We start from the raw sequence: 24,256 nt of genomic DNA, 5'->3' as shown, positions 1-24,256 counted from the left end.
GCCTATCGGCCCACCCGGGTAGTTAGGTGGCTAGCTGGCGAGCGAGCGTGCTGACGAGCGGCGCCGCGGATTTCGGCTCGGACACGATGACCACGGGACTGTCGGGTGCACCCGTCTCGGCCCACGAGACCACGTTCCGGGCCTGCTGGCGTACATACTCGGCATCCGTGCGGCCCGACCAGTACGCGATGTGCGGCGTCAGCAGCACACGCGGATGCGAGACCAACGGGTGATCGGCGGGCGGCGGTTCCACGTCGAGCACGTCGAGCCCGGCACCCGAGAGGTGTTCTGCGTCGAGTGAGGCGGCCAGCGCCGCACTGTCGACGAGTCCCCCACGACTCACATTGATGAGGTACGAGCCCTGCTGCATGGCGGAAAGAAACTCGGCATCCACCATATTCGCGGTGGATTCGAGCAACGGGAGGTGGAGTGACAGCACATGAGCCTCGGCGCGAACGTGCTCGAGCGGCGCCCTGCGCACACCGATCGCGGCCAAACGCTCACGAGTTTCGGCCGTGTCGGGCAGCATCGGGTCGTAGCCGACGATCTCGCCGAAGAGCGGTCGAGCAAGCTCGGCCAGCTTCGAACCGATCTTGCCCAAGCCCACCAGGCCCAGTGTGGTCTCGCTGAGTCGTTGCGGCACAATCGTGTCACGCAGGTTCCAGCCGCCGCCCTGCGTCGCCTGGCCGTAGAACGACAGACCGCGCGCACCGTGAAGGGCTAACGCCAGCGCGTGGGTGGCCACCTCTTCGGTCGCTGCACCGGGAATGTTGGTGACCCAGATTCCGTGTTCCGCAGCAGCCTCGACGTCGACGTTGTTGAAGCCCATCGACATGAGTGCGATGACCCGGATGCTAGGCATCCGTTCGATCATGTCCCGGGTGATCTCGGCGTACCCCACCAACAGGGCGACGGCATCCTCTGCCCCCGCAACAATCACTTCCCGATCGCGCGAATCGAGGTAGGTGACGTCGAAACCATGGCTGTCGAGCAGGGCGATTCCGGCCGAAAAGTCGGTGTCGTCGAGATCGGTGTAGACCGCTCGGGGGCGGATGCCCGGGTTAGTGGACATGGCTGAGGAACTTCTTGGTGCGTTCGTGCTGCGGGTTCTCGAAGAACTCCTCCGGCGCGGCCTGCTCGACAATGACTCCACCGTCGAAGAGCGTCACTTCGTCGGCGGCACGGCGGGCAAAGCGCACCTCGTGCGTGACGACGATCATCGTCATGCCTGCTGCTGCAAGATCTTCCATCACCTCGAGCACCTCCCCGACGAGCTCGGGGTCAAGAGCGGATGTCGGCTCGTCGAAAAGCATCACCTGTGGGTTCAAGATGAGTGCGCGGGCGATCGCCACACGCTGCTGCTGACCGCCGGACAGCTCCGACGGGAAGTGGCCGTCACGATCGGCCAGGCCGACTTTGGTCAGCATCGCGTAGGCCCGTTCGCGGGCCTCGACCTTCGGCACCCGCTGCACATTGGTGAGACCGATCATCACGTTCTCGACCGCGGTGAGGTGCGGGAACAGGTTGAACTTCTGAAAGACCATCCCGATGTCCCGGCGCTGAACCGCGAGCTTGCCCTCGGCGTGGTGCAGGATCTTGCCGCTGTGCTCTGAAGCTCCGATCCGTGTGCCGTTGAGGGAGATAGTGCCCCGGTCGGCCGGCTCGAGCAGAGCCATCAGCCGCAGCATCGTCGATTTTCCGGAACCCGACGGGCCCAGCACGGCCTTCACTTGGCCCTTGTTGACGGCGAATTCGACGCCTTTCAGCACCTCGTTGCCGTGGTAGGCCTTGTGGAGGTCTGCGACCTGGAGGGTCGGGAGGACCGCGGTGTCCAATGTAATGGTGCTCATGACTTCGCACCCTTCGTTTCGAGGCTGGTCATCTTCAGGCTGGCGATGGCCCGAGTGTTCATCGTGACCGGTCGGATGGTCTTCTTCACACCGCGTGAGGTCCAGAGGAACTTCTTCTCAACACGGTTCTGAATCAGGGTGATGATTGTCACGATGACCAGGTAGTACATGATCGCGACGGTGTAGTACTCGGCATAGCGGAACGTGATGTTCACGCCGATCTGAGCCGTGGTGAGCAGCTCGCGCAGGGAGATGACCGAAGCGAGTGACGAGTACTTGATCAGTCCGATGAACTCGTTTCCGGTCGGAGGCAACGCTGTTCGGATGGCTTGCGGAAGCACGACCTTCAGCATCACCGATGCGGGCTTCATGCCCAGTGCGCGGGCGGCCAGCTCCTGGCCGTCATCGACGCTGTTGAGCGCCGAACGGATGATTTCGGCCATGAACGCGGCTTCGACCAGCCCGAGCCCGATGGATGCCGCGATGAACGGCGTGTACCAGTCGGCGCGCAACGCGGGGATCAGTTGGGGAAGCGCGTTCCACATGATGAGCAGCACGAGCAGCGCGGGAAGGGCCCGGAAGAACCAGACGTAGAGCGCGGAAGGTGCGCTCACGTAGACCTTCTTCGACGTGCGGCCGACGGCCAGGAAGAATCCGATCACGGTGGCGATGACGAGCGAGCACACTGCGACGCTGATCGAGAGGAGGGCGCCCCAGAGATAGGCGGGGTTGAAGAGCTGCTCGAAGAAGATCTGAGGATCAAAAAGCATGGGTATTGACTCCTAGGTGGTGCGGGGTCGCCGGTCTGCCCGGCAACCCCGCCCAAGGGACTGGTTAGGGAACGTCCAGAATGGAGACGTCGAGGTTGTAGCTGCCGGCCGCCTTGGCCAACTCACCGTTCTCGCGAACTGCGTCGAGTGCTGCTGCGACAGCAGGAGTGAGCTCGCTGTCCTTCTTCGTGAACACGCCGAAGGTGGTGTCCGGGGGGAACACGTTGCTGGCAACCTGGAGCTTGCCCTTGTTCTGCGTGGCCATGTAGGCCGCCGCGACATTGGTCTCGACCAGAACGTCGGCCTTGCCATTGATCACGGCAAGAACGGTCTCGGCGGTTTTGGGGTAGTCGGTGTGTGCGATGGCGTCTTTGCCGTCGGCGACGCACTTCTCGCTCAGCGCGGCGACGCTGGCGGAGTTGCTCGAGGCCGACTGGGTGACGACCTTGAGCCCGCAGAGGTCTTCGGGCTTCTCCAGCTTCGCGGCCAGCTTCGGGTCGGCGAGCACGGCCGGGCCGGCATTCATCACGGCCGACGCATCGGCAATCTGCAAGCGCGCTTCGCTCATGTAGAGACCGCCGAAGATTGCGTCACACTTTCCCGACTGCAGCCCCGGCATGAGGCCGTCAAACGAGGTGACTTCGAACTTGGGCTCGACACCCCAGTGCGTGGCAACGGCACGGATGCCATCGGCGTCGAAGCCGATGATGTCACCACCGGTCGAATCTGCGTAGTACTCCAGCGGCGGGTACTCGGGGTCGATGCAGGCCGTGAAGAATCCCTCGTTGACAAGCCCCGTTGGCGCGGCCGACTCTGCACCGGAATTCTCCGCGGGCTTCGAGTCGTTCGTCGCACCTGCGGCGCAACCGCTCAGTAGCAATGCCGCTGAAACACCTGCGACAAGGCCGATCATAGTTTTCTTCATTGCTTCTCCATTGAATGCGTAGGAATCCACCCCGTGAAAAGTTGATGCTGTGAGGTGGTAACGACCATTGTGTGTTTTTCAAACCGACTTGTCAAAACAACATTGCACGAAAACCAACGATCAAGTGCAAAACCGCAACGCATTAAGCGCTACGCAACGTTGATTCAACCGTTGAATCACGATTCGCAGGTAAACCTGGCGCATGGCGGCGGGAGGTGCGGTACTGTTCACACGTGGACGAACTCACCGAACAGGCATTGGCGCACTTGAGGCGTGACGGTCGGGCGTCGTTTAGCGACATCGCTCGACAGCTGGGCACCAATCGCACAAACATCGCCAAACGCCTCAACCCGCTCCTCAGCTCCGGCGACGTGCGCGTTGTCGCGGCCATCCACCCCCGCATCCTCGGGCTCACGGTGCTGGCGCACCTCACGCTCCGTGCCGAGGGCGATATGGGTGAGCTTGCCGAGCGCATCTGTGAGCTGAACTCGCCGGTCTTCGTCTCCGAGATCGCCGGCAACTATCAACTGATCGCCGAGCTGCACACCGCGAGCATGGCCGAATTGCACTCCGATGTGCACAGCATCCGCTCGCTACCCGGCGTGATTGAAGTGCACGTGATGATCTATGAACGAATGCTGAAGAGCTTCTTTCTCGGCGAAGAGCCGCAGACCGTCGACCTCGGGCTCGATGAAGCAGACCTGCACCTGATGGAGCTCCTGCAGCAGGACGGGCGTATGGGCTATGCCGAACTCAGCGAGCAGGTGGGCCTCTCGATCAGCGGATGCCGAACTCGCCTGAACCGTCTGACCGAGACCGGCGCCATGCAAATCGGATTGGTGCGCCGCCGCATCAGCCTCGAAGGCGAGCTTGTCTTCGGCTTCGGTTTCAGCACCGTTGGCTCTTATGACCGACTGGTTGCTCTCGTTGAGGGCGAGCCGGGCCTGGAGTTCATGGCGCGCACGGTCGGGCGCTTCGACATCGTGGCCACGATCACCTTCGGAACACTGCACGAGTTCAACGAATTCATGGCCTCAGTGCGCGCGCTCAACGAGGTGCGAGTCGCCGAGCAGTGGATGCACGCGCAGATTCGCAAGGAGCGCTACCAGCACAGTCTGCAGCGAATCCACGGCGGACTGGCTGCCGTCTCCTAGAGCGCTTTTGCGGCCGCGACAAGCACCTGATCGAGAGTGGGAGCCCCGACCGCTCGAAACACTTCGGCACCCGATGCGTCACGCACGAGAACTGTTGGCGTCGAACGGATGCCGTGCGCTTCGGCCTCGGCGTTGTCGCGGGCCACGTCGAACTCGATGACCGTCGCCTGGGGGACGACCCGCTCCACCTCGGCCAGCACGGCACGCGTCTGTGCGCACGGCTCACAGAATGACGACGAGAAGAGAATCAGGTCCATCGCAGCTCCTTAGCCGATGACGAGGGCAACAACTGCCCGCATTACCTCAAGTCTACGAAGCGCGCCGGCTCACTGTGACACCGAGCCCGCCGGGACTGTCTGCACCCCCCGTTAGACTCGGGGACATGACAAATAGCAGTGACCGGTTGGTATGGATCGATTGCGAAATGACCGGCCTCAATCTTGAAACAGACGAGCTCGTCGAGATCGCCGTCGTGATCACGGATTACGACCTCAATCTGGTCGACCCGGGAATCAACATCGTCATCAAGCCCGACCCCTCGGCGTTGGAGCAGATGGGCGACTTCGTGCGCAACATGCACACGACCTCCGGTCTGATCGAAGAGATTCCGAACGGCGTCACCACCGCAGAGGCCGAGTACCAGGTGCTCGAGTACCTCCTCAAGTTCATCCCGGCCGAACAGAAGGCTCCCCTGGCCGGCAACTCGATCGGCACCGACCGTTCGTTCTTGACGCGTTACATGCCTCGCCTCGACAATCACCTGCACTATCGCAACGTTGACGTGTCGTCGATCAAAGAACTTGCGCGTCGCTGGTACCCCCGCGTGTACTTCCAGGCTCCTGCAAAAGACGGTGGTCACCGCGCTCTCGCAGACATTCTTGAATCAATTCGAGAATTGGCATATTACAGAAAAGCCCTGTTCGTGGGCGATCCCGGACCCTCAACTGACGAGGCGAAGGCCATTTCAGCCGAGGTAGTGAACAACTTCACTCCAAAGATGTAATAGTATTCTTGAGTTGCCTTCACCGAGAGGTGGAGAACAACACATGGTGGGTATAGCTCAGTTGGCAGAGCGCCTGGTTGTGGTCCAGGAGGTCGCGGGTTCAATCCCCGTTACTCACCCCAATGAAGTTCCAAAAAAACAATGAAGTTCCAAAAAAGAACGCTTCTGATGAGAATCAGGAGCGATTTTTGTTTTTCGCAAGCACGATGCAAGCAGGTTCGCGCGTCGCACCGATCGTGAGAAGCTAAACGGATGCTGCAGCTTGAGCCTGACGAATTCGAACGCCTCGTCGTCGACGAACTCGATCTTCTTCCCGACGACATGGTCGACGGTCTCGACAATGTGGTTTTCGTGGTCGAGGATCGCCCGGAAGACGGAACACTCGACGTGCTCGGCCTGTACGACGGCGTTGCGCTCACCGAACGTGGTCAATACGGCTTCGGTGAGATGCCCGATCGAATCATTCTCTATCGCGAGTCGCTCCTGGCCTTCTGCGAGTCGTTGGACGAGCTGCGTGACCAGATTCACATCACTCTCGTGCACGAAATTGCTCACTTCTACGGGATCGACGACGACAGGCTGCACGACCTCGGCTGGGGTTGACCTCTCCTCGGTTAGCGTGAGTCATGGGCACTTTTCGCGTGGGACGCTTCCTCGGAGTTCTGGGCGGAACCGTGGTCATTCTGGGCGCCGGCGTCTATGGCCCGGCAACACTTCTCGGCCCGCTCCCGGCAGCGTCTGTCACGCTCGTCACGCCTCCCCAGGCGCCGGTTGACGTCTCTCCCCCGGCACTCCCCGCCGCAGGCGCCAGCGCGATCGTGGCAGTGTCGCCGGCGGCGTCCGGTGATCCGATCGCAACCGCGGGCTCCGCGACGTCGCTCCCCATGGCCTCGGCCGCGAAATTGATCACCGCACTCGTCACGCTCGACGCGCATCCGCTCGCACCGGGAGAACCCGGTGACTCGTTCGCGGCAACCGATGCTGACTTCCAGGGCTATCTTGACTATGCCGCCGCCGGCGCGCGCACCGTCTCGGTCTATCCCGGCGAGGTCTGGACCGAGCGGGAGATTCTGCAGGCTGTGCTGTTGGCCTCCAGCAACAATCACGCCGATACGCTCGCACGCTGGGCCTTCGGCTCCCTCGAGAAGTATCACGCCGCCGCATCCGACTGGCTCACTGCCCACGGACTCGATGACACCGTCGTCGTCGACGCCACCGGACTCGACGAAGCCAGCGCCGGCACGGCCGCCGATCTCGCCCGGCTTGCCGGCCTCGCAGCTGCCGACCCGACAATCGCCGAGATTCTCCAGAATCCTGAATCGACACTCGCCGACCGAAGCGGCATCGACAACACGACCGCAACCGTGCTGGTCGACGGCGTGCACACCCTGTCACGTAGCTACACGGATGCTGCCGGCGTCTGTCTGCTTTTCACGGCAACGGTCGGCAGCGACGACACCGAGTTCACCCTGTCGGGAGCATTTCTCGGCGAGCCTGACTACGACACGCTCACGGCCGACCTCACGGCCCTGATGACGAGCGCTCGAACCGGTATCGCCCTGCAGCCGGTGGTGAGTGCCGGCGACGTCTACGCCCGATTCGACACGCCGTGGGGTGAGACCGCTTCAGGCGTGGTCGGCACAACGAAGACGCGACTCGGCTGGCAGCAGTCGGCGAGCGGCGAAGCAGTGGCGACAGTCGACCGCGTGACAACGGCACGCGCCGGCCAACGGGTCGGCACCGTCGAACTGGCGCAGAGCGCCGGTAGTCCTGACGTCTCTGCGCCGCTGGTTCTTGACGGCACCCTTCGCGATCCCGGACCCGGTTGGCGTCTGCTCAACCCGATTCCGGTGATCACCGCGTTCATTCAATCGCAGTGACGTCAATCGCAGTGACTTCAATCACAATGAGTTCAATCGCAGTGAGCCGAGCTACGGAACCGACGCCCTAGTCCTGCTCGTGATTCGATTCGACCGGGTCGCTGTCGCCGGGATCGAAGCTGTAGCGCACGTGCAGTCGGCCCTGAACATCCCTCTGGTCGCCCTTGTCGTACCAGAAGAGCGATTCCATCCCGTCAACCGCTGCCACCATGCTGATGCGCGGCTCGGCGACCCCCCGCACGAGGACGCGCGAATCGGTCTGCCCCTCCAGGGGGCCGTCGAGGAACTCGGCGATGTAGACCACGCTGTCTGAATCTGGTGCTGTCATGGCACCAACTTAGTCCTGTGTGGGGTCAGACGGGCCTGTCACGCCGAATTCTCTTTGCTCAGCTGGGTGCGAAGAACTGAACCGTCGCCTGGCGGGCAGGGTCTTCTCGTGCGTAGTAGGTTTCCCATTCCTGCTGCCATTCGTCCCAATGGGCAAGAAATCGCTCGCCATCGCGCGCGATGGCACGACGTTTGCGGCTCTGGTCTTCGGCGTCGAGCCACACTCTGATGTCGGACAGCGCGGTGTGGGCTCTGGCCAACGCTCCGCACCCCTCAACGATGAGCGGCAGGTGAGGGTCGACGGTGTGCCATTCCAACGGCGCCTCGACGGTCCAGTCGAAGCGTTGCCATGCGGCCGGGCGCCCCGCGCGCCGCGGCGCGAGCACATGCCGCTCGAGGTGTTCGATTCCGGCATCCAGCCCACCCCAGCCGGGATAGATGTCGTCGAGACGCACGAGTGTCGGTCGGCGTTCTCCGGGCCACCCCGCCAGGACCTGATCGGCAAGGGTGGACTTTCCGGCGCCGCTCGGCCCGTCGATGAGCACCACCGCCGTCGGCGGGGCGGTCGCCGCGGAGGTGAGCACCTCGGCCGCGAAGGTGGTTTCCGCCAGCCGCGCATCGGACCCTGTCGCATCGGACCCTGACTGCAACAGTGAATCAGGCGAGGACAAAGTTCCAACTTCCCGTTGCAATCGACACCCCGGCTGCCAGCATCGCGATGCCGAACCCGAGCGCGATCAGAGCCCATTCTCGCCAGCCGAATGGCGAGGGCCGGGCCCAGGTGCGCACGCTCGGGGCTCCGAAGCCGCGTGCCTCCATGGCGGTGGCGAGTTTGCTGCCCCGACGAATTGACAGCACCAGCAAAGCAAACGCCTGACCGGCGAGACGGCGCAGCAGATGCCCGTCGGCTATTCCTCGCGCTCGGCGCGCCAGCTCCAGAGCGCGCCAATCGTCGATGAAGAGACCGACCAGACGCAATCCGGCCAAACCACCCAGCACGAACCGGGCGGGAAGTTTGACGACCTGCGCGAGGCCGTCGGCGAGGTCAGTCGGGTCGACGGTGATGAACAAGACCACGGCGGGAAGACCGATGGCCAGCACCCGCAATGTCGTCGCGATCGCCAGACCGATGGAGCCGTCAGTGATGTGAATCAAACCGAACGACCAGTACTCGGCTCCCGCGGCCTTGCCGTAAAGCAGCGTGGTGAGTCCGGTGGCGGGAGCAGCGATCCAGACGAGCGCGGTACGGGAAAAGAACGTTCGGGCTGAGAGACCCACCCAGAGAAAGAGCACGAGCTCGCATACGAGGGCGACAGCCGCCGACACCCAGTCGATGGTGAGCACGAGAACTGCGGCGAGCACCAGGGCGGCAGCGAGCTTGGCCACCGGGTTCACTCGGTCGATTGCCCGGAGCGTCGGTGACTCGACCGTTGGCGCGATGGCGGTCATCGGTCGGCCTCCGCCGGTACCGGGGCGCCCAGACGAAACTGTTCGTCGGCAAGCGCAGCGACGAATTCGGGGTCGTGGGATACGGCGACCAGCGCTGTGCCCTCATCCAGCAACTCGGTGAGTAAGACGACGATCTCCTGCCAGGTACGAAAGTCCTGCCCGAACGTCGGCTCGTCGAGCACGAGAACGCGGGGCGCGCTGGCCAGAACCGTCGCCACCGAGAGGCGACGCTTCTCGCCTCCGGACAGCGTGAACGGGTTCGCTTCGGCCAGGTGATCGAGCCGCAGTCGACCGAGCAGACGGTCGACCCGTATCGCGATCTCGGCGTCGGCAATGCCAAGCGCCTTCGGTCCGACCGAGAGCTCGGCGCGCACTGTCCCCGCCACGAACTGGTGTTCCGGGTCTTGGAACACCGTTCCGATCCGGGTCAACAGTTGACGTGACTTCCATTCGATCGGCGACGCGGATGCCCCGTGGGCGAGGTCCGGACTCGCCACGACGGAACCGCAGCTCGGCTTCAGCAGCCCGGCCAGGGTCAACGCGAGCGTTGATTTGCCGGCACCATTCGGCCCGGTCAAGGCCAGCGCCGCACCCGGCTGCACCTCGAGGTCGATGGCGCTGGCCACCTCGACACCCTTCACGCGGGAGACCGCGAGATTCTGAGCCGTCAGCAGCGGCGCGAGCGTGCTGCTGCTCGGCTTCCGTTGCCGCACCGGCAGGGCATGCTTCATGCCGGGAACCCACACGCCGGCCGCAGCCAGTCGTTCGGCCTGTGTCGCGAGCACCTCATCGGGGTGACCGTCGGCAGCGACTCCCCCGCCGGCATCCAGCACGATCACGCGGTTGACCAGATGCCGCCAGACGTCGACTCGATGTTCGATGACGACGAATGTGGCCGCCGTCGACTCGAGCACCCGGGCCACGGAATCGCGCACCTCGCGCACACCGTCGGGATCGAGGTTCGCCGTCGGCTCGTCCAGAAGCACCAGGCTCGGCCGCATGGCCAGCACACCGGCCAGGGCCAGGCGTTGCTTCTGCCCACCGGAGAGGCGCGACGTCGGGTGATTCAGCGGAAGATCGAGGCCGACCATGTGCAGGGCGTCGGCCACCCGGCGCCAAATCTCGTCACGGGGCACGCCGAGGTTCTCGCAGCCGAACGCGACGTCGTCGCCAACCCGGGCCAAAATGACCTGGGAGTCAGGATCTTGAAGCACCAGCCCGACCTGACCTCGCGCGGCGTCGGGCTGGCTGCCATTGATACGCAGCTCGCCCGTCTGTTCGCCTTCCTCGTCGCCGCCGAGCACGCCGGCGAGGGCGTGCAGAAGCGTTGACTTGCCGGCACCCGATGGGCCGAGCAGCAAGACGCGTTCGCCCGGCTCGATCCGCAGATCGAGTCCCGAGACGGCGAAGGCGCGGCGCCCGGCGTGACGCCAACCCCAGCCGCGGGCGTCGACTGACGCGCCCGCGACCGAGGATTGTGACGATGGTGATGTCATGAGCTGCGCGCTAAACCTCGCGCGTTATCTGCCGCCCGGCGGCAAACCGGTTGAGTGCCCCGGTTCGGGCCAATCCACGCATGGCCAGCCAGGAGAGCAAACCGGCAAAAATCGCGCCGGAAAGAACAGCAGAAATCACGTAGACAACACTGAACTCGCTGCTCGCCCCGGGGTACCAGAGCAGCAGGTCGTTGATGGCGAGGGCGAGGCCCGCACCGGCACCGGCCAGAATCGCGACATACAAGCGGTAGTTGGCGTAGAGGAACAACGCGAAGACGAGTTCGGCACCGAGGCCCTGCACGACGCCGGAGACCAGGGTCAGGACACCCCATTCGTTTCCACCGACCAAGGTGGAGACGACGGCGGCGAGCAGCTCGGTGAAGAGCGCGGCGCCGGGCTTGCGAATGATGAGTCCACCGAGCACTGCGGCGAAGAGCCAACCGCCTCCGAGGAGGGCTTGCAGGCCGGGTAGCGCCGGGCTGAGCACTGCGCTGAGCGGGTTGGATGCCTGATTCCAGACGACGAAGATGAGGCCGCTGGCCACACCGATGACACTGGCGACGACGATGTCGACGACACGCCAGCGCAACGAGCGCGGCTTACGATTCGTCGACGGGGTGTGAAGAGTTGTTGATGCGTGCACTGTACGTGCCCTTTCCGTAGATTAATACAGGGCACGGGTTAGAGAAGCCTTCCTGCGCTGGCATGATCCAGATCAGGTTCGACGGTCGAAGCTTGAGAAGCTTCCTCTCAGCCCGGCTCACCGGACTCCCGTGTTCACTCCCCACTATACCGCCGCCTAGAATTGCTGAGATGAGGTCAGTCGGAATGGGCGCGCGCAACGACACCGCTCCGATGGAGCGTGCCGCATGAGCTTGCTCGTACTACCGGTTTTGGCCGTGCTGATGCTGGTGCTGATGCGGTCGTTCATTCGTCGCCGGCGTCGCCAGCACCAGGGACTCCCGGTTCACGGAACGTGGCACATTCCGCTTTGGGTGCGTCAACGGTGGCAGAATCGTCGACTGCTTCGACTGCGTCGACCGGGAAAGAACTCCTAGCGCTTGAAGGCGCGGATCACCCGGGAAACCGTGTGTCCGGCGACCCAGAGAAACGGGATGCCGACGGCCAACAGGGCGATCAGGTTGGGTTCGAAACGCGCGCGACCGTTCTCGGTGACATAGGCACCCACAGGCACCGACAGGCCGCCGCCTCCTCCGCCGCTGCCGGCCGATTCGGCCTCAGCATCGGCGTCGCCGTCACCCTCGATACCGGCACCGAAACCGAACTGCACGAAGGCCACCGGAAGAATCGTGACACCGTCGATGGTGACCGGCTCGCCGTAGGCGGACTTCACACCCATGGTGCCGATGTTCTCTGCAAGCTTCACAACGAGGTTAGTCATGCGGTTCAGGCTACTCCCTCGGCCCAGGCTGGCGTGAAGATTTCACCTGTGAGGCAGGTCGCACAGTGCCCCGGCCGAACCGGGCAGTCAACGAGTCGACGGCCAGCTCGGCCTCTCGCCAGTCTTCGTCGGGGTCCCACAGGCCCATCCCGGTGCCGTCTCCGTCACTGAGTTGTTCGATGCGCACACCGATCAGGCGAACACGGATGCCGGAACGCGCAAGGGTGTCGAAGCTCGCCACCGCCTGCTCGTAGATCCGCCGCCCGACATTCGTTGATTCCGCCAGCGTGCGGGACCGGGACACCGTGCTGAAGTCGGTGTACCGAAGCTTCAACACGACCGTGCGACCCACCAAGCCCGCGCGGCGGAGCCGGGCCGCCACCTCGTCGGACAGGCGCAGAATCTCGCTGCGCAACCGGTCGACATCCGTCACGTCGTGTTCGAACGTGACCTCGTGGCCGATGCTCTTCTCTTCGCGTTCGAGCGAGATCTGGCGGGGGTCGCGCGCCCAGGACAATTCGAACAGCTTCTGTCCGGACGCGACCCCCAGCGAGGATTGCAAGACTGACAGCGGGGTGTTGGCGATGTCACCGATGGTGCGCAACCCAAGCCGGGTCAGGCTCTCTTCGGTGCTGGCGCCGACTCCCCACATCGCCGACACCGGCAGCGGATGCAAGAAATCAAGGGTTTCTTCGGCGGGGATCACCAGCAGGCCGTCGGGCTTGGCCCGGCCGGAGGCGAGTTTGGCAATGAACTTGGTGGATGCGGCCCCGACCGAACAGGTCAACCCGGTTTCGGCCTGCACACGCCGTCGAATCAGCGCACCGATCTCGGCCGGGCTGCCGTGCAACCGTCGGGCGCCGGCGACGTCGAGAAATGCTTCGTCGATGCCGAGGACTTCCACGAGCGGGGTCACATCGCCGAAGATCTGCATCACCTGCTGCGAGAGCGCTTTGTAGCGCTCGAAATGCGGTTCGAGAACGACGGCGTCGGGACAGCGGCGCAGGGCAACCGACATCGGCATGGCCGAGTTCACACCGTATCGGCGGGCAACGTAGTTGGCGGCGGTCACCACGGAGCGTCCGGAGCGGTGTCCGACGACGACGGGTTTGTTGACCAATTCAGGATGATCGAGCAGTTCGACCGACGCGAAGAAGGCATCCAGGTCGATGTGCAACATTGTGGCGGAGCTGTCATCGACGGAGTGCGCAGAGACCTGTCTGCCTCGCCCATCTTGTTTGCTCATACTGCGACCCTAACCCGAACTCCTGGAGAGTCGCGAAAGGGGGAATGCCCAGCGCGCGATGACCGTTGGAGCAGGCAAGATTAATCGAGAGTGGCAGAAGAGCGCGGAGGAAACACCCATGTCGAGTGACTGGTTGACACTACAAACGCAAGCACATCGAGAGTTCTCCGATCGCGTTGCTGCGATCACGGATTGGAGCGCGCCGACTCCCGACACGGAGTGGAGCGTTCGCGACCTGGTGCGGCACGTCATCATCGAGCAACAGTGGATTCCACCACTGCTGCGCGGGCTGAACCAGCGTGAGGCACGTCGGGAACTCGCTCCGCTCGGAGCAGATCTTGCCGCCGAATGGCACAAACACTCCGCCCTTGCGACCCAAGCGTGGCAGTCGACGCCGCCGGATGCCTCGGTTCAGCTCGCGTATGACACGGTGACGGCCGAGGACTACCTGCGTGAGCAGGTGTCAGAAGTCACCATCCACAGCTGGGATCTGGCCCGAGCCACCGCAGCCGACGAAACCCTTGACGAGCAGCTCGTCGCCGCAGTGTGGACGGTGTTCGAACCGCAAAAGGACACGTTGCTGGCCAGTGGCTTGTATGCGCCGCCGGTTCCGCTGCCCGACGACGCACCGCTCCAGTCTCGGCTGCTGGCCCTGACCGGGCGTGACGACCGGGTGTGGTCCGAGCAGGCCGGGTGACTAGCCGAGTTCAGCGCCGAACAGCAAACCGAGAACGTAGGTCACACCAGCCGCACCGAAACCGATGGCCAGCTGGCGCAGCGCACGCTTGAATGGCGGTGCTCCCGAAAGCAGTCCCACGACGGCACCGGTACCGAGCAGGGCGATACCGACGAGAGTTGCAGCCACGATGATCGCTGCGATTCCCTGCATACCGAACAGGTATGGCAGAACCGGGAGCAATGCACCGGAGGCGAAGAAGCAGAAACTGGACAGAGCGGCGCTCATCCCGGTTCCGATCGCTTCGTGTTCGTCGACGACCTCCGTGGCAGGCGCCCCGCCAGCGGTCACACCGATTGAACCGGTCGCCATCGCAACGCTTCGCAACACTTCCTCCGCATGCTGAGCCGCCTCCTCAGGAGACATGCCCCGCGCGCGGTAGACGAGGGTCAACTCATTCGCCGCCAAGTCGAGATGCGGAAGCGCACTCTGCGTGTCCGGGTTCGGTGACGATGCCTCGAGCAGCTCGCGCTGAGACCGCACGGAGACGTACTCCCCCGCACCCATCGAGAGTGCGCCGGCCAGCAGGCCGGCGATTCCCGTGAACAGCACGGTCGAGGCGGGAACCCCGGTCGCACCGATGCCGAGCACGAGGGCCAGGTTGCTGACCAGTCCGTCGTTGACGCCGAACACCGCAGCACGGAACGTGCCGGAGAGACGTTTGCGCCCACGGGCGGCTAAGCCTCTGACAACCTCTTCGTGGATGCGTTCATCGGCGGCCATGGCGTCCGTCGCGTCGACATCCGCTTCATAGGGCGACCGTGACTCGGCGCGCTGCGCGAGAGCCAAGACGAAGACCGACCCGAATCGACGGGCCAGAAAGCCGAGAAACCGGGTGCGCACAGCACCCTTGCGTGGCGCACCGACGTTGTCGCCGAGCAGGGTTCGCCAGTGTTGCTCGTGACGGCCCTCTGCCTCGGCAAGAGCCAACAGGATGTCGCGCTCCTCGCCGGTGCGCCGACCGGCGAGGTCGCGATAGACCGCCGCCTCGGCCTGCTCATCGGCCAGATAGCGACGCCACCGGCGAATCTCAGCAGAACTCGGAATACGGTCGGCCATCACGTCAGTCACGCCTCGGGCGCGATCGACAGCAAGCTTTCCGGCACCTTGACCGATTCGTGCGGCCCGGATCCGTCCAGGGCGAAGAACGGCTCGTGGAATTGAACCTCCCAGATCGGCTCCCGCGTGCTCACCGCAGCGAAGAAGGCCGTTCCGGCCATTTCGCCGGGCGCCACAATCACGCCGATCGGGTCGCTGATCTCCGAGTCGGGAAAGCGGGTGCGGTCGAGGTGCACCACAACCTGCACGCCGACACCGAAACCGGTGCCGGCGGGCGTTGCCGCGCTCGAATCAGTCGAGCCGTTTCGTCTCCACATTGCTACTCGGCGCTCCCGGCCCGCTCAAGAACAAGCTCGCGCACGCGGGCGGCGTCGGCCTGGCCGCGCATCGCCTTCATCACGGCGCCGATCACGGCACCGGCGGCCTGCACCTTGCCATCGCGGATCTTCTCCATCACATCAGGCTGCGAGGCGAGAGCCTCGTCGATGGCAATGATCAGCGGGCCGTCATCACTGACAACGGCCAGTCCACGGGAGGCCACGACCTCGGCCGGGGTTCCCTCACCGGCGATGACGCCTTCCAGCACCTGGCGGGCCAGACGATCGGTCAACGTACCTGCGTCGACGAGTGCGATCAGCGCGGCAACCTGCGAGGGATCGACAAGCGTGTCGGAGGCGACACCGGCGGCGTTAGCCAGGCGGGCGATTTCACCCGTCCACCACTTGCGGGCCGACTGTGCTCCGGCGCCGGCTGCGACGGTGGCCTCGACGGCGTCCAGCAGCTCCGAGTTCACAACATCCTGGAACTCCAGGTTCGCAAATCCCCAGTCCGCCTGCAGCCGCTTGCGGCGAGCAGCCGGCGGCTCGGGCAGAGTGGCGCGCAGCTCTTCGACCCATTCACGGGACGGCGCCATCGGGAGCAGGTCGGGCTCAGGGAAGTAGCGGTAGTCATCGGCGTCAGACTTGGGGCGGCCCGCGCTCGTGATGCCGGTGTCCTCGTGCCAGTGGCGTGTCTCCTGCGTGATGGTCCCACCGGCGAAGAGCACAGCGGCCTGGCGCTGGATCTCGTAGCGCACCGCGCGCTCGACCGAACGCAGCGAGTTGACGTTCTTCGTCTCGGTGCGCGTGCCGAGCTTGTCAGAGCCGCGCGGACGCAGGGAAACGTTGGCGTCACAGCGCACGTTGCCCTCCTCCATGCGAGCGTTCGAGACGCCAAGCGCCTTGACGATCTCGCGCACGGCTGCGACGTACGTCTTGGCGATCTCGGGTGAGTCCGCTTCGCCGCCCTCGATCATGCGGGTGACGATCTCGACGAGGGGCACGCCGCCACGGTTGTAGTCGACGAGCGAGTAGTCGGCGCCCTGGATGCGACCGGTTGAGCCGCCCTTGTGGGTGAGCTTTCCGGCGTCGTCTTCCATGTGGGCACGCTCGATCTCGACCGTGATCTGACGACCGCTTTCGAGCTCGATCGTGAGTGAACCGTCGAAGGCGATCGGTTCGTCGTACTGTGACGTCTGGAAGTTCTTCGCCGTGTCGGGGTAGAAGTAGTTCTTGCGGGCGAACCGCGAGGTCTCCGCGATCTCGCAACCCAGGGCGAGGCCCAACCGAATGCTCGACTCGATCGCCTTCTGGTTCACCTGCGGCAAGCCGCCGGGCAGGCCCAGGCAGGTCGGGCAGGTGTTCGTGTTGGCACCCTGGCCGAATTCGTTGGCACAGCCGCAGAACATCTTGGTCTTGGTGTTGAGTTCGACGTGCACCTCGAAGCCGAGCACCGGCTCGTACAGCTCGAGTGCCTTGTCGAAGTCCATCAGTTCAGCCTTCCGCATCAGAGGGCTCCCCCTTCAGTTGCAAATGCCGGGTGGGTCAGGGTGGTACCGGACAACGCCGGTGCCTGGCTGAGCAGGGTGTGGCCCCAGGTCGACTCCTGCAGCCGTTCGATTGCCGCGCCGATCGTGTAGAGACGGGCGTCTTCGCGGGCCGGAGCCATGATCTGCAGGCCGACCGGCAGACCGTCTTCGGGCGCGAGCCCGATCGGGAGGCTCATGCCGGGGATGCCGGCGAGGTTGGCCGGGATGGTGGTCACGTCGTTGAGGTACATGGCCATCGGGTCTTCGCGCTTCTCACCGAACTTGAACGCGGTGGTCGGGGCGCTCGGGGAGACGAGTACGTCCACCTGGCTGAACGCTGCGGCGAAGTCACGCTGAATCAGCGTGCGCACCTTCTGCGCACTGCCGTAGTAGGCGTCGTAGTAGCCGGCCGACAGGGCGTAGGTGCCGAGGATGATGCGGCGCTTGACCTCGGGGCCGAAGCCGGCCTCGCGGGTGGCGGCCATCACGCGCTCGCTCGTCATCGGTCCCTCGCCCGGGTCGACACGGATGCCGAAACGCACGGAGTCGAAACGGGCCAGGTTGCTCGAAGCCTCGGCCGGGAGGATCAGGTAGTACGCTGCGACGGCGTATTCGAAGTTCGGCGCACTGACCTCAATGATCTCGGCGCCGGCGGCGGCGAGCAACGCCAGGGTTTCGGTGAAGCGCTGCTTCACACCGGCCTGGAAACCCTCACCGTTCAGCTCTTTCACCACGCCGATCTTGACGCCCTTGAGGGCACCGTCGACGAGGCCGGCGCGAGCCGCAGCGGTCATCGACGGCCAGGAGTCGGTGAGTGAGGTGGAGTCGAGCGGGTCGTGCCCACCGATCACATCGTGAAGCAGTGCAGAGTCGAGCACCGTGCGGGAGACCGGGCCGACCTGGTCGAGCGAGGAGGCCAGCGCGATCGCGCCATAGCGGGAGACTCCGCCGTAGGTCGGCTTGACGCCGACGGAGCCGGTGACAGCCGCGGGCTGACGAATCGATCCGCCGGTGTCGCTTCCGAGGGCGAGCGGCGCCTCGAAGGCGGCAACTGCGGCGGCCGAGCCACCGCCGGAACCACCGGGAATGCGGTCACGACCCCACGGGTTGCGGGTCACGCCGTATGCCGAGTGCTCCGTCGACGAGCCCATCGCGAACTCGTCCATGTTCGTCTTGCCGAGCGGAATCAGGTCGGCCTTGCGCAGACGCGCGACCACAGTCGCGTCGTAGGGCGGAATCCAGCCCTCGAGGATCTTCGATCCGGAGGTCGTCGGCATGTCGCGAGTCGCGAGCACGTCTTTGATGGCGATCGGAACGCCGGCGAGGTGTCCGAGGGCGACTCCGGCGGCGCGACGGGCGTCAACATCCGCTGCCGAGGCGAGGGCGGCATCCGCGGAAACATGCAGGAACGCGTGAAGATCGGTGTCGACTGCGGCGATCTGGTCGAGGTGCGCGCGAGTGACCTCGACGGCGCTGACCGAACGGTCGGCGAGCAGATCGCTGAGGTTTGCGGCGGAGAGGGTGATCAGGTCGGTCATGGTTACTCCTCGTCCAGGATTGCGGGCACGCGGAACTTGTCGCCGTCGCGCGCCGGAGCACCGGAGAGCGCCTGCTCGACGGTCAACGACGGAACGACGACATCTTCGCGGAAGACGTTGGTCAGCGGCATCGGGTGGCTGGTCGCAGGAACGTCGGGCGTGGCGACGGCGGTCACCTTGGCGACGGAGTCGACGATCTGGCCAAGGTCAGCGGTGAGATTCGCGATCTCTTCTGGACTGAGGTCGATCCGGGCGAGGTTGGCCAGATGGGCCACCTGCTCGGCCGTGATTTCAGACATGTGTCTCCGTACGGGTTCGTCGAGTGAATCCGTCAATTCTATTCGGAGCTGCCGGTGACCTGTTTCGCATTGCCGGTGCCGATGAGCGCCATGTTGTGCAGAGACTCGCTTCCGGGCGTGAAGTAGTCGTTGTGACCGAACGAGGCATTCAACCATTTACCGGTCACGGCATCTCGGTTTCCCGTCACGCCCAGACGGTGGGCGCCGTAGGACGAAGCCCCGGGGTCGCTGCCGAAGAACCCGCTGTTGACCGCCGGATCCCAGTCGGCCTCCCCCACGAATACTTCGCCCCCAGCCACATTCAGGTCGGCGGCCGATTGCGACGCGCTGCCGGGCGAGCCCACAATCGTGAAGGTATCGACGCTGAGTGAGCCGCGCGCCAGGGCGACGAGCGAGACGACGGAACCGTAGGAGTGTCCGATGATGCTGAGGAACGGCTGGTTGTCTCCGCGGACGTCGCGCAGACCGTTGATCGCATGTTCCAGCTGGTCGGCCCCGATCTCAGCGCGGTCCAAACCGCCGACGGTGAAGAGATCGGGAGTCTCGTAGCCGATCCAGGCGATGGTGGCGACACTCTGGGCCGGCGTCGTCGGATCGGCACGTTCGCGCAGCACCCGTTTCTGCTCGGCGTAGAGCGCTTCGGCCGTGTCTGACCAGTTGACCAGCTGCTCCTGCACGCCATAGTTCATCCCCGGCACCAAGTAGGTGACGAAGTCCGCTGTGTCGGGGTTGCCGATGACGACCGCTGCCCGGCCTCCGTCGGTCGGATCGAGCTGCATCAGATAGCGGGACGCGTGCCCGGCCCCGTCTTCGACAGCCAGCTTCACCTGGCCGAGTACTGACAGTTCTCGGGTCAATCCGGTCTGCTCGCCCGGCGGCAAGTCGCTGGTCAGTTGTTCGCGGATGTCGGCGTCGGTCTCCGTGAGATACCGCAGGTTGGCGGCGCTGCGATCACGAACCGGGATGCCGTCCAGGTTTCCGACAACCCGCGGCGCTGCAGACATCCACGCCTTCTGGTCGCTGGTTCCGAGGTCTCGCCACCACCCGCTGACGGCGGCCGCGGCCGGCGGGGAGGCGAGAAGTGCGTCAACCTTCGACGGGTAGGCAGTCAAGAAGGCGGAGATCCCGTTGGCACCGAGTTGCGTCAGGTCATTCAGGAGTCGTGCGCCGGTGGTCGACCCGAGTGCGGCACTGCCGACATTGGTACGCGATGGAAGCATCGGAGAGACGATGGGGAGTGCCAGCGAACCTCCGACTGACATACCGCGCGCCGATGAATGCAGGGCGAGAGTTTGGGTGGCTACCGACGGTGATGACCTAATTTCGAGCACGCGAGGGACCGAGTCCGCATCGACCATTCCACCGAAGGCCAGCGAGACTGCAACTACAGCTGCCAAGTTGACCAGCAAACTCGAGTACGTCCCCTCGTACACATCGAGCACGCCATTGGCTCGAGCCCAGGCACAACACCTAGTGGTCTCAGCCTAGTGAGGGAATATACCCCTAATCCGGCACCATCGCCCCCCTTCCTGGGGGCATATAAGGGGACAGACGGACTAGTCTGTCGAGGGCAATCCGGCCGGTCCATTGGCCAGCAAAATCCTGAAGCCGTCAGCATCGAGCACGCGAATACCGAGCTGTTCAGCCTTGGTCAACTTGGACCCTGCGCCGGGGCCGGCCGCGACGAAGTCGGTGTTCTTCGACACGCTCGATGCCGACTTGCCGCCCGCCGCAATGATCGCTTCCTGGGCTCCTTCGCGGGTGAAGCCCTCGAGCGACCCAGTGGCGACCACGGTGAGACCCGCCAGCACACCGCCGGCTGCCGCTGCAGCTCCGGGGCCCGGATGATCGGGCGTGGTGAACTGAACGCCGGCGTTCGCCCATTCGGCAACGATGTCCTGGTGCCAGTCGACGTCGAACCAGGCGAGCACGGCATCGGCGATGATTCCGCCGACCCCGTCGACTTCAGCCAGTTCCTCCCGGGATGCAGCCCGAATCGCGTCGAGCGAACCGAAGTGCCCGGCCAGGGCGCGGGCGGCGACGGGCCCGACATGGCGGATGCTCAGGGCGACGAGGATGCGCCAGAGCGGCTTGGTCTTGGCCAGTTCGAGGTTTGCGAGCAGCTCGAGTGCGTTCTTCGACGGAACGGAATCTTCGTCTCCGGCGAACTCGGCGGCATCCGGATCGAATGCCGGGTCGGCATCCTTGCCGGTCTTCTTGCGTTTGCGGCGGAACGGGGTGTCCGTCTTCGGCTCACCGTTCTCGCCCAGCTTCGGCAAACCGGTCTCGGCATCCCGCACAACCACCGTGACGGGGAAGAGGTCTTCGACGCGCAAGGTGAACAGACCGGCCTCGGTGTGCAGTGGAGGCTCGGCCGGCTCAAGTGGCTGGGTCAACGCCGCAGCGGCGACCTCGCCCAATGCCTCGACATCGAGTGCGCCCCGGGATCCGGCATGCTCGACGCGCCCGCGCACCTGGGCCGGGCAGTTCTTTGCATTCGGGCAGCGCAGATCGACGTCGCCCTCTTTCATCGCACGCAGCGCCGTTCCGCATTCCGGGCAGAACTCGGGCATCACGAACTCGCGCTCGGAGCCGTCGCGCAGCTCAACGACCGGGCCGAGGATCTCGGGGATGACGTCGCCGGCCTTGCGCAGTACCACCGTGTCGCCGAGCAGCACACCTTTCGCCTTGACGACATCCTGATTGTGCAGGGTGGCCTGCCGAACGACGCTGCCTGCCACGTGTACCGGCTCCATCACCGCGTAGGGCGTGGCCCGGCCGGTGCGGCCGACGCCAACGACGATGTCGAGAAGCTTCGTGTTCACCTGCTCCGGCGGGTACTTGAAGGCGATGGCCCAGCGGGGCGCACGGTTAGTCGCTCCGAGTTCGGCGTGCAGGGCGAGTTCGTCGATTTTGATGACGATGCCGTCGATCTCATGCTCGACGCTCCCCCGGTGCTCGCCGAAGTAGGCGATGAACTCTGCGGCTTCAGTGGCCGCCTCCGTCACGCGGTAGTGCGTGCTGATCGGCAAACCCCAGGTGGCGAGCAATTCGTAGACCTCGGACTGCGCGCTGACCGGCGGACGCTCCCAGGCACCGATGCCGTGCACGAGCATCCGCAGTCGACCGAGGCGAGCGTGCATGATGCGCAGCTGATCTGGATTCTTCTTCTCAGCCTTCTGGCGCAGCGACCCGCTTGCGGCGTTGCGCGGATTGGCGAACACGCGTTCACCGGCCGCCGCCTGCTCGGCGTTGAGCTCGCGAAATGATGCGACGGGAAAGAAAACCTCGCCGCGTACTTCGACGAGGGGCGGATGCCCGCTGCCGCTCAATCGCTTCGGAATCCCCGGCACGAGTGCGATGTTCTCGGTGACGTCTTCACCGACGACGCCGTCGCCCCGCGTCGCTGCGGTGACCAGGATGCCGTTCTCATAGCGCAGGTTGATCGCGAGGCCGTCGATTTTGAGCTCGCAGAGATAGTGCACCGCACGACCGGCGTCACGCTCGACCTTGGCCGCCCAGGATTCGAATTCTTCGATGCTGAACACGTTGTCCAGGCTCAGCATCCGTTCGGCGTGCTCGACCGGGTCGAACAGGGCTTGGGCGCGGCCGCCGACGGTTTGAGTCGGGCTGTCCTGGCTCTGCAGTTCGGGAAAGAGTCGCTCGAGTTCTTCGAGCCGGTGCATGAGAGTGTCGTATTCCTCATCAGAGGCGATGGCGGCACTCTTCTCGTAGTACGCCTCGCGCAGCTCGAGAATTCGTGTCGTCAGCTGCACCGCTTCGCTCTGGGCTGCGTGCAACTCGGCGCCCGTCGACTCGGCATCGTGAATGTCGTCTGTGTTCAGTGTCTCAGCCACCTGAACAGTTTACGGAATCGGGCGTCTGCCGCTTGGAGCGGATTGACCGGATCAGTTCTTCGGCGGAACGCTGCGGCGGTCGTCATCAGCGGGGCGCGCACGGAATCCCAGAACGGACCGATTGCGGCCGCTCGACCGGCTGTCCCATTGGCCTCGCGTCGCGAGTGTCATCAAGGCGATCCCGGCCAGGATCAGCCAGAAGTAGGCCGGAGATTGCTCAAGCACGAGCCGCAGAGCTCCCAGCATGATCGCGAACACACCGCTGGCAAACAGGAGACGGGTGACTTTCCACCCGAACAGTGCGCGTCGCTGAGTCATGCTGACACTCTACGCAGCCTCGGTCGAACGGAAGGGAGCAAGAATGACGGCGAGTTGTCGGCCGCGGCCGGCGCCCGTCGCTGCAGACCGAGATTGCGGCGCGGACTCGTGGCGCGCTGACGTGCGGTGCGCTGACGTGGGGTGCGCGTGAATGGTTGAATTCCTCACGATTCACGGAGCGAGGATTCAAAAAGGCGGCGGCTCCGGCTCACGATCTACTTCTGTGGGCAGGTCACTTCCACTGGCGCTGGACGGGCGATCTTCGGGCAACCCGGCTTGAGGCAGGCTGGTGCCGGGCAGATCGAGCGCGGGCCGGGTGGTGTAGACGCGGCCGGTGGGTGAGGTCCAGGCGATGATGCCGTCGCCTTGCTGGACCGGATGCCAGGTGCTGGCGTGCTTGAGCCGGTGGCAGGGTGTGCAGAGGTGGGCGAGATTGATGGCGTCTGTCGGTCCGCCGAAAGCGCGGGCGATGGTGTGGTCGATCTCGCTGGTCGCGGCGGGTTGGCCGCAGTTCACGCCCCGGCAGGTGCCGTCGCGGGTGTGCAACCAGATTTTCAAATCTGTGGGCACCCGGTAGTGCTCAGTTCCGAGAGAGAGCGGCACGCCGGTCTCGGGGTGCACCATCAACCGGAGGAACGACGGCGCCTGCGCGCAGAGTTCCCGCGCGGTGTCGGCATCGATCGGGCCGTAGCCGTCAAGGGTGGCCGGTTCCTCGCTGAGACCGAGCAGGGTGAACACGGGCACGGTCACGATCACGGTGGGGCGGATGCCGCGGCCCGGCCTCCGGCGCCGCGTGGCCCGGACGGGCTTCCGGCCACCCGCACTGCCGACGGTCCCGCCGGCCCCGGTGCCGGCGCGGTCGGCGCGGGCCTCCTCGAGCAGGGCCTGCAGTTCGGCATTGAGTTCGCCCGGTTCGAACAGTTCCCCGTCGTGCAGCAGTTCGACCGCGACATCGGCGCGCAGCTGGGCCAGCGTGCGCGGGTCGGTCGGGTGCTGCCGGCGCCGGGCGATCTCGTCGACCCGGGTGAACGCGGCCAGCACGTCGGCGGCCGGCCCGAACAGGTTCAACCAGGCCATCCCCAACCAGGCCATCCCGTCGGG

General features: G+C 64.8%; 26 protein-coding genes, 1 tRNA gene and 1 riboswitch. Of the genes, 6 read left to right on the top strand and 21 right to left on the bottom strand.

Features of this window, described 5'->3' with window-relative positions:
• Positions 1–22: 22 nt before the first annotated feature.
• From AC1DCF_RS15160 to AC1DCF_RS15145, 4 genes are all read right to left on the bottom strand, one after another.
• The gene (locus tag AC1DCF_RS15160; protein ID WP_477211762.1) at positions 23–1,072 is read right to left on the bottom strand and encodes a C-terminal binding protein; all 1,050 of its coding nucleotides are present in this window, start codon (positions 1,070–1,072) and stop codon (positions 23–25) included.
• Entirely contained in the window at positions 1,062–1,850 is a 789-nt protein-coding gene (locus AC1DCF_RS15155) for an amino acid ABC transporter ATP-binding protein (protein WP_477211761.1), read from the bottom strand. The genes AC1DCF_RS15160 and AC1DCF_RS15155 overlap by 11 nt, the downstream gene beginning before the upstream one ends.
• The gene (locus tag AC1DCF_RS15150) at positions 1,847–2,620 is read right to left on the bottom strand and encodes an amino acid ABC transporter permease (protein WP_441789671.1); all 774 of its coding nucleotides are present in this window, start codon (positions 2,618–2,620) and stop codon (positions 1,847–1,849) included. Before AC1DCF_RS15150 ends, AC1DCF_RS15155 begins: the two co-directional genes overlap by 4 nt.
• A 64-nt stretch (positions 2,621–2,684) precedes the next feature.
• Positions 2,685–3,545, bottom strand: a complete 861-nt coding sequence (locus AC1DCF_RS15145; protein WP_477211760.1) for a transporter substrate-binding domain-containing protein — start codon at positions 3,543–3,545, stop codon at positions 2,685–2,687.
• A gap of 233 nt (positions 3,546–3,778) precedes the next feature.
• On the opposite strand from AC1DCF_RS15145, the gene AC1DCF_RS15140 reads away from it, so the two are divergent.
• Positions 3,779–4,699: an Lrp/AsnC family transcriptional regulator gene (locus AC1DCF_RS15140; RefSeq protein ID WP_441789669.1), complete on the top strand. Its 921-nt coding sequence runs from the start codon at positions 3,779–3,781 to the stop codon at positions 4,697–4,699.
• Here AC1DCF_RS15140 and AC1DCF_RS15135 read toward each other — a convergent pair.
• Positions 4,696–4,956, bottom strand: a complete 261-nt coding sequence (locus AC1DCF_RS15135) for a thioredoxin family protein (protein WP_441789668.1) — start codon at positions 4,954–4,956, stop codon at positions 4,696–4,698. The genes AC1DCF_RS15140 and AC1DCF_RS15135 overlap by 4 nt on opposite strands.
• Positions 4,957–5,081: 125 nt before the next feature.
• On the opposite strand from AC1DCF_RS15135, the gene orn reads away from it, so the two are divergent.
• The 4 genes from orn to AC1DCF_RS15115 all read left to right on the top strand — a co-directional run bounded on the left by orn (position 5,082) and on the right by AC1DCF_RS15115 (position 7,582).
• Positions 5,082–5,702 carry an oligoribonuclease gene (gene orn, locus AC1DCF_RS15130; RefSeq protein ID WP_441789667.1) on the top strand — a complete coding sequence of 207 codons (621 nt, stop codon included), beginning with the start codon at positions 5,082–5,084 and terminating at the stop codon, positions 5,700–5,702.
• A 46-nt stretch (positions 5,703–5,748) separates the two neighbouring features.
• Positions 5,749–5,824 (top strand) — tRNA-His (locus tag AC1DCF_RS15125).
• Between the two features lie 130 nt (positions 5,825–5,954).
• Positions 5,955–6,305, top strand: a complete 351-nt coding sequence (locus tag AC1DCF_RS15120; protein WP_477211759.1) for a metallopeptidase family protein — start codon at positions 5,955–5,957, stop codon at positions 6,303–6,305.
• Between the two features lie 23 nt (positions 6,306–6,328).
• The gene (locus AC1DCF_RS15115; protein WP_477211758.1) at positions 6,329–7,582 is read left to right on the top strand and encodes a D-alanyl-D-alanine carboxypeptidase family protein; all 1,254 of its coding nucleotides are present in this window, start codon (positions 6,329–6,331) and stop codon (positions 7,580–7,582) included.
• A 67-nt stretch (positions 7,583–7,649) separates the two neighbouring features.
• On the opposite strand, the gene AC1DCF_RS15110 is transcribed toward AC1DCF_RS15115, so the two are convergent.
• The 7 genes from AC1DCF_RS15110 to AC1DCF_RS15080 form a co-directional block, all read right to left on the bottom strand.
• On the bottom strand, positions 7,650–7,910 hold the full coding sequence (locus AC1DCF_RS15110; protein ID WP_477211757.1) for a hypothetical protein: 261 nt from the start codon (positions 7,908–7,910) through the stop codon (positions 7,650–7,652).
• Between the two features lie 58 nt (positions 7,911–7,968).
• The gene (locus AC1DCF_RS15105) at positions 7,969–8,559 is read right to left on the bottom strand and encodes a nucleoside/nucleotide kinase family protein (RefSeq protein ID WP_477211756.1); all 591 of its coding nucleotides are present in this window, start codon (positions 8,557–8,559) and stop codon (positions 7,969–7,971) included.
• Positions 8,560–8,566: 7 nt separating this feature from the next.
• Positions 8,567–9,358 carry an energy-coupling factor transporter transmembrane component T family protein gene (locus AC1DCF_RS15100; protein ID WP_477211755.1) on the bottom strand — a complete coding sequence of 264 codons (792 nt, stop codon included), beginning with the start codon at positions 9,356–9,358 and terminating at the stop codon, positions 8,567–8,569.
• Entirely contained in the window at positions 9,355–10,854 is a 1,500-nt protein-coding gene (locus AC1DCF_RS15095) for an ABC transporter ATP-binding protein (protein WP_477211754.1), read from the bottom strand. The genes AC1DCF_RS15100 and AC1DCF_RS15095 overlap by 4 nt, the downstream gene beginning before the upstream one ends.
• Positions 10,855–10,864: 10 nt before the next feature.
• Positions 10,865–11,497, bottom strand: coding sequence for an ECF transporter S component (locus AC1DCF_RS15090; RefSeq protein ID WP_477211753.1), 633 nt, complete (start codon positions 11,495–11,497; stop codon positions 10,865–10,867).
• 32 nt (positions 11,498–11,529) lie between these two features.
• Positions 11,530–11,630, bottom strand: a riboswitch (TPP riboswitch).
• 278 nt (positions 11,631–11,908) lie between these two features.
• Positions 11,909–12,256 (bottom strand): spore germination protein GerW family protein, encoded by a 348-nt coding sequence (locus tag AC1DCF_RS15085; protein ID WP_477211752.1) that lies wholly within the window; start codon positions 12,254–12,256, stop codon positions 11,909–11,911.
• A gap of 10 nt (positions 12,257–12,266) precedes the next feature.
• On the bottom strand, positions 12,267–13,502 hold the full coding sequence (locus AC1DCF_RS15080; protein ID WP_477211751.1) for a DNA polymerase IV: 1,236 nt from the start codon (positions 13,500–13,502) through the stop codon (positions 12,267–12,269).
• 118 nt (positions 13,503–13,620) lie between these two features.
• Between AC1DCF_RS15080 and AC1DCF_RS15075 the strand changes: the two genes are divergently transcribed.
• Positions 13,621–14,199, top strand: coding sequence for a TIGR03086 family metal-binding protein (locus AC1DCF_RS15075; protein WP_441789656.1), 579 nt, complete (start codon positions 13,621–13,623; stop codon positions 14,197–14,199).
• On the opposite strand, the gene AC1DCF_RS15070 is transcribed toward AC1DCF_RS15075, so the two are convergent.
• The 9 genes from AC1DCF_RS15070 to AC1DCF_RS15030 form a co-directional block, all read right to left on the bottom strand.
• On the bottom strand, positions 14,200–15,297 hold the full coding sequence (locus tag AC1DCF_RS15070; protein ID WP_477211750.1) for a VIT1/CCC1 transporter family protein: 1,098 nt from the start codon (positions 15,295–15,297) through the stop codon (positions 14,200–14,202).
• Between the two features lie 8 nt (positions 15,298–15,305).
• A complete protein-coding gene (locus tag AC1DCF_RS15065) occupies positions 15,306–15,614 on the bottom strand; it encodes a hypothetical protein (protein ID WP_477211749.1) in 309 nt (102 codons plus the stop codon).
• 2 nt (positions 15,615–15,616) lie between these two features.
• Positions 15,617–17,122 carry an Asp-tRNA(Asn)/Glu-tRNA(Gln) amidotransferase subunit GatB gene (gene gatB / locus AC1DCF_RS15060; protein ID WP_477211748.1) on the bottom strand — a complete coding sequence of 502 codons (1,506 nt, stop codon included), beginning with the start codon at positions 17,120–17,122 and terminating at the stop codon, positions 15,617–15,619.
• On the bottom strand, positions 17,122–18,681 hold the full coding sequence (gatA, locus tag AC1DCF_RS15055; protein WP_441789652.1) for an Asp-tRNA(Asn)/Glu-tRNA(Gln) amidotransferase subunit GatA: 1,560 nt from the start codon (positions 18,679–18,681) through the stop codon (positions 17,122–17,124). Before gatA ends, gatB begins: the two co-directional genes overlap by 1 nt.
• Positions 18,682–18,683: 2 nt before the next feature.
• Complete coding sequence (gene gatC, locus AC1DCF_RS15050; RefSeq protein WP_441789651.1) at positions 18,684–18,980, bottom strand: Asp-tRNA(Asn)/Glu-tRNA(Gln) amidotransferase subunit GatC; 297 nt, start codon at positions 18,978–18,980, stop codon at positions 18,684–18,686.
• A gap of 38 nt (positions 18,981–19,018) precedes the next feature.
• Positions 19,019–20,200: an alpha/beta hydrolase gene (locus AC1DCF_RS15045; protein ID WP_477211747.1), complete on the bottom strand. Its 1,182-nt coding sequence runs from the start codon at positions 20,198–20,200 to the stop codon at positions 19,019–19,021.
• A gap of 336 nt (positions 20,201–20,536) precedes the next feature.
• Complete coding sequence (gene ligA, locus AC1DCF_RS15040; RefSeq protein ID WP_477211746.1) at positions 20,537–22,837, bottom strand: NAD-dependent DNA ligase LigA; 2,301 nt, start codon at positions 22,835–22,837, stop codon at positions 20,537–20,539.
• 51 nt (positions 22,838–22,888) lie between these two features.
• Complete coding sequence (locus AC1DCF_RS15035; RefSeq protein ID WP_477211745.1) at positions 22,889–23,155, bottom strand: hypothetical protein; 267 nt, start codon at positions 23,153–23,155, stop codon at positions 22,889–22,891.
• Positions 23,156–23,341: 186 nt separating this feature from the next.
• Positions 23,342–24,256, bottom strand: a 915-nt coding sequence (locus tag AC1DCF_RS15030; protein WP_477211744.1) for an HNH endonuclease signature motif containing protein, incomplete at its 5' end; no start/stop codon positions are given.

The sequence above is a fragment of the Leifsonia sp. 10L418 genome, from assembly GCF_056395445.1.
Note: the sequence above shows the minus strand (reverse complement) of the source record. Positions and strands in the feature narration are given on the sequence as shown.

Bases quoted from the DNA above. Each gene is read 5' to 3' on its own strand.
- AC1DCF_RS15035 (WP_477211745.1), bottom strand. From the start codon at position 23,155: ATGACTCAGCGACGCGCACTGTTCGGGTGGAAAGTCACCCGTCTCCTG.
- AC1DCF_RS15145 (WP_477211760.1), bottom strand. From the start codon at position 3,545: ATGAAGAAAACTATGATCGGCCTTGTCGCAGGTGTTTCAGCGGCATTG.
- gatB (WP_477211748.1), bottom strand. From the start codon at position 17,122: ATGCGGAAGGCTGAACTGATGGACTTCGACAAGGCACTCGAGCTGTAC.
- AC1DCF_RS15070 (WP_477211750.1), bottom strand. From the start codon at position 15,297: ATGGCCGACCGTATTCCGAGTTCTGCTGAGATTCGCCGGTGGCGTCGC.
- AC1DCF_RS15085 (WP_477211752.1), bottom strand. From the start codon at position 12,256: ATGACTAACCTCGTTGTGAAGCTTGCAGAGAACATCGGCACCATGGGT.
- AC1DCF_RS15045 (WP_477211747.1), bottom strand. From the start codon at position 20,200: ATGCTTCCATCGCGTACCAATGTCGGCAGTGCCGCACTCGGGTCGACC.
- gatA (WP_441789652.1), bottom strand. From the start codon at position 18,681: ATGACCGACCTGATCACCCTCTCCGCCGCAAACCTCAGCGATCTGCTC.
- AC1DCF_RS15120 (WP_477211759.1), top strand. From the start codon at position 5,955: ATGCTGCAGCTTGAGCCTGACGAATTCGAACGCCTCGTCGTCGACGAA.
- gatC (WP_441789651.1), bottom strand. From the start codon at position 18,980: ATGTCTGAAATCACGGCCGAGCAGGTGGCCCATCTGGCCAACCTCGCC.
- AC1DCF_RS15095 (WP_477211754.1), bottom strand. From the start codon at position 10,854: ATGACATCACCATCGTCACAATCCTCGGTCGCGGGCGCGTCAGTCGAC.
- AC1DCF_RS15065 (WP_477211749.1), bottom strand. From the start codon at position 15,614: ATGTGGAGACGAAACGGCTCGACTGATTCGAGCGCGGCAACGCCCGCC.
- orn (WP_441789667.1), top strand. From the start codon at position 5,082: ATGACAAATAGCAGTGACCGGTTGGTATGGATCGATTGCGAAATGACC.
- AC1DCF_RS15100 (WP_477211755.1), bottom strand. From the start codon at position 9,358: ATGACCGCCATCGCGCCAACGGTCGAGTCACCGACGCTCCGGGCAATC.
- AC1DCF_RS15150 (WP_441789671.1), bottom strand. From the start codon at position 2,620: ATGCTTTTTGATCCTCAGATCTTCTTCGAGCAGCTCTTCAACCCCGCC.
- AC1DCF_RS15115 (WP_477211758.1), top strand. From the start codon at position 6,329: ATGGGCACTTTTCGCGTGGGACGCTTCCTCGGAGTTCTGGGCGGAACC.
- AC1DCF_RS15135 (WP_441789668.1), bottom strand. From the start codon at position 4,956: ATGGACCTGATTCTCTTCTCGTCGTCATTCTGTGAGCCGTGCGCACAG.
- AC1DCF_RS15160 (WP_477211762.1), bottom strand. From the start codon at position 1,072: ATGTCCACTAACCCGGGCATCCGCCCCCGAGCGGTCTACACCGATCTC.
- AC1DCF_RS15110 (WP_477211757.1), bottom strand. From the start codon at position 7,910: ATGACAGCACCAGATTCAGACAGCGTGGTCTACATCGCCGAGTTCCTC.
- AC1DCF_RS15155 (WP_477211761.1), bottom strand. From the start codon at position 1,850: ATGAGCACCATTACATTGGACACCGCGGTCCTCCCGACCCTCCAGGTC.
- AC1DCF_RS15075 (WP_441789656.1), top strand. From the start codon at position 13,621: ATGTCGAGTGACTGGTTGACACTACAAACGCAAGCACATCGAGAGTTC.
- AC1DCF_RS15080 (WP_477211751.1), bottom strand. From the start codon at position 13,502: ATGAGCAAACAAGATGGGCGAGGCAGACAGGTCTCTGCGCACTCCGTC.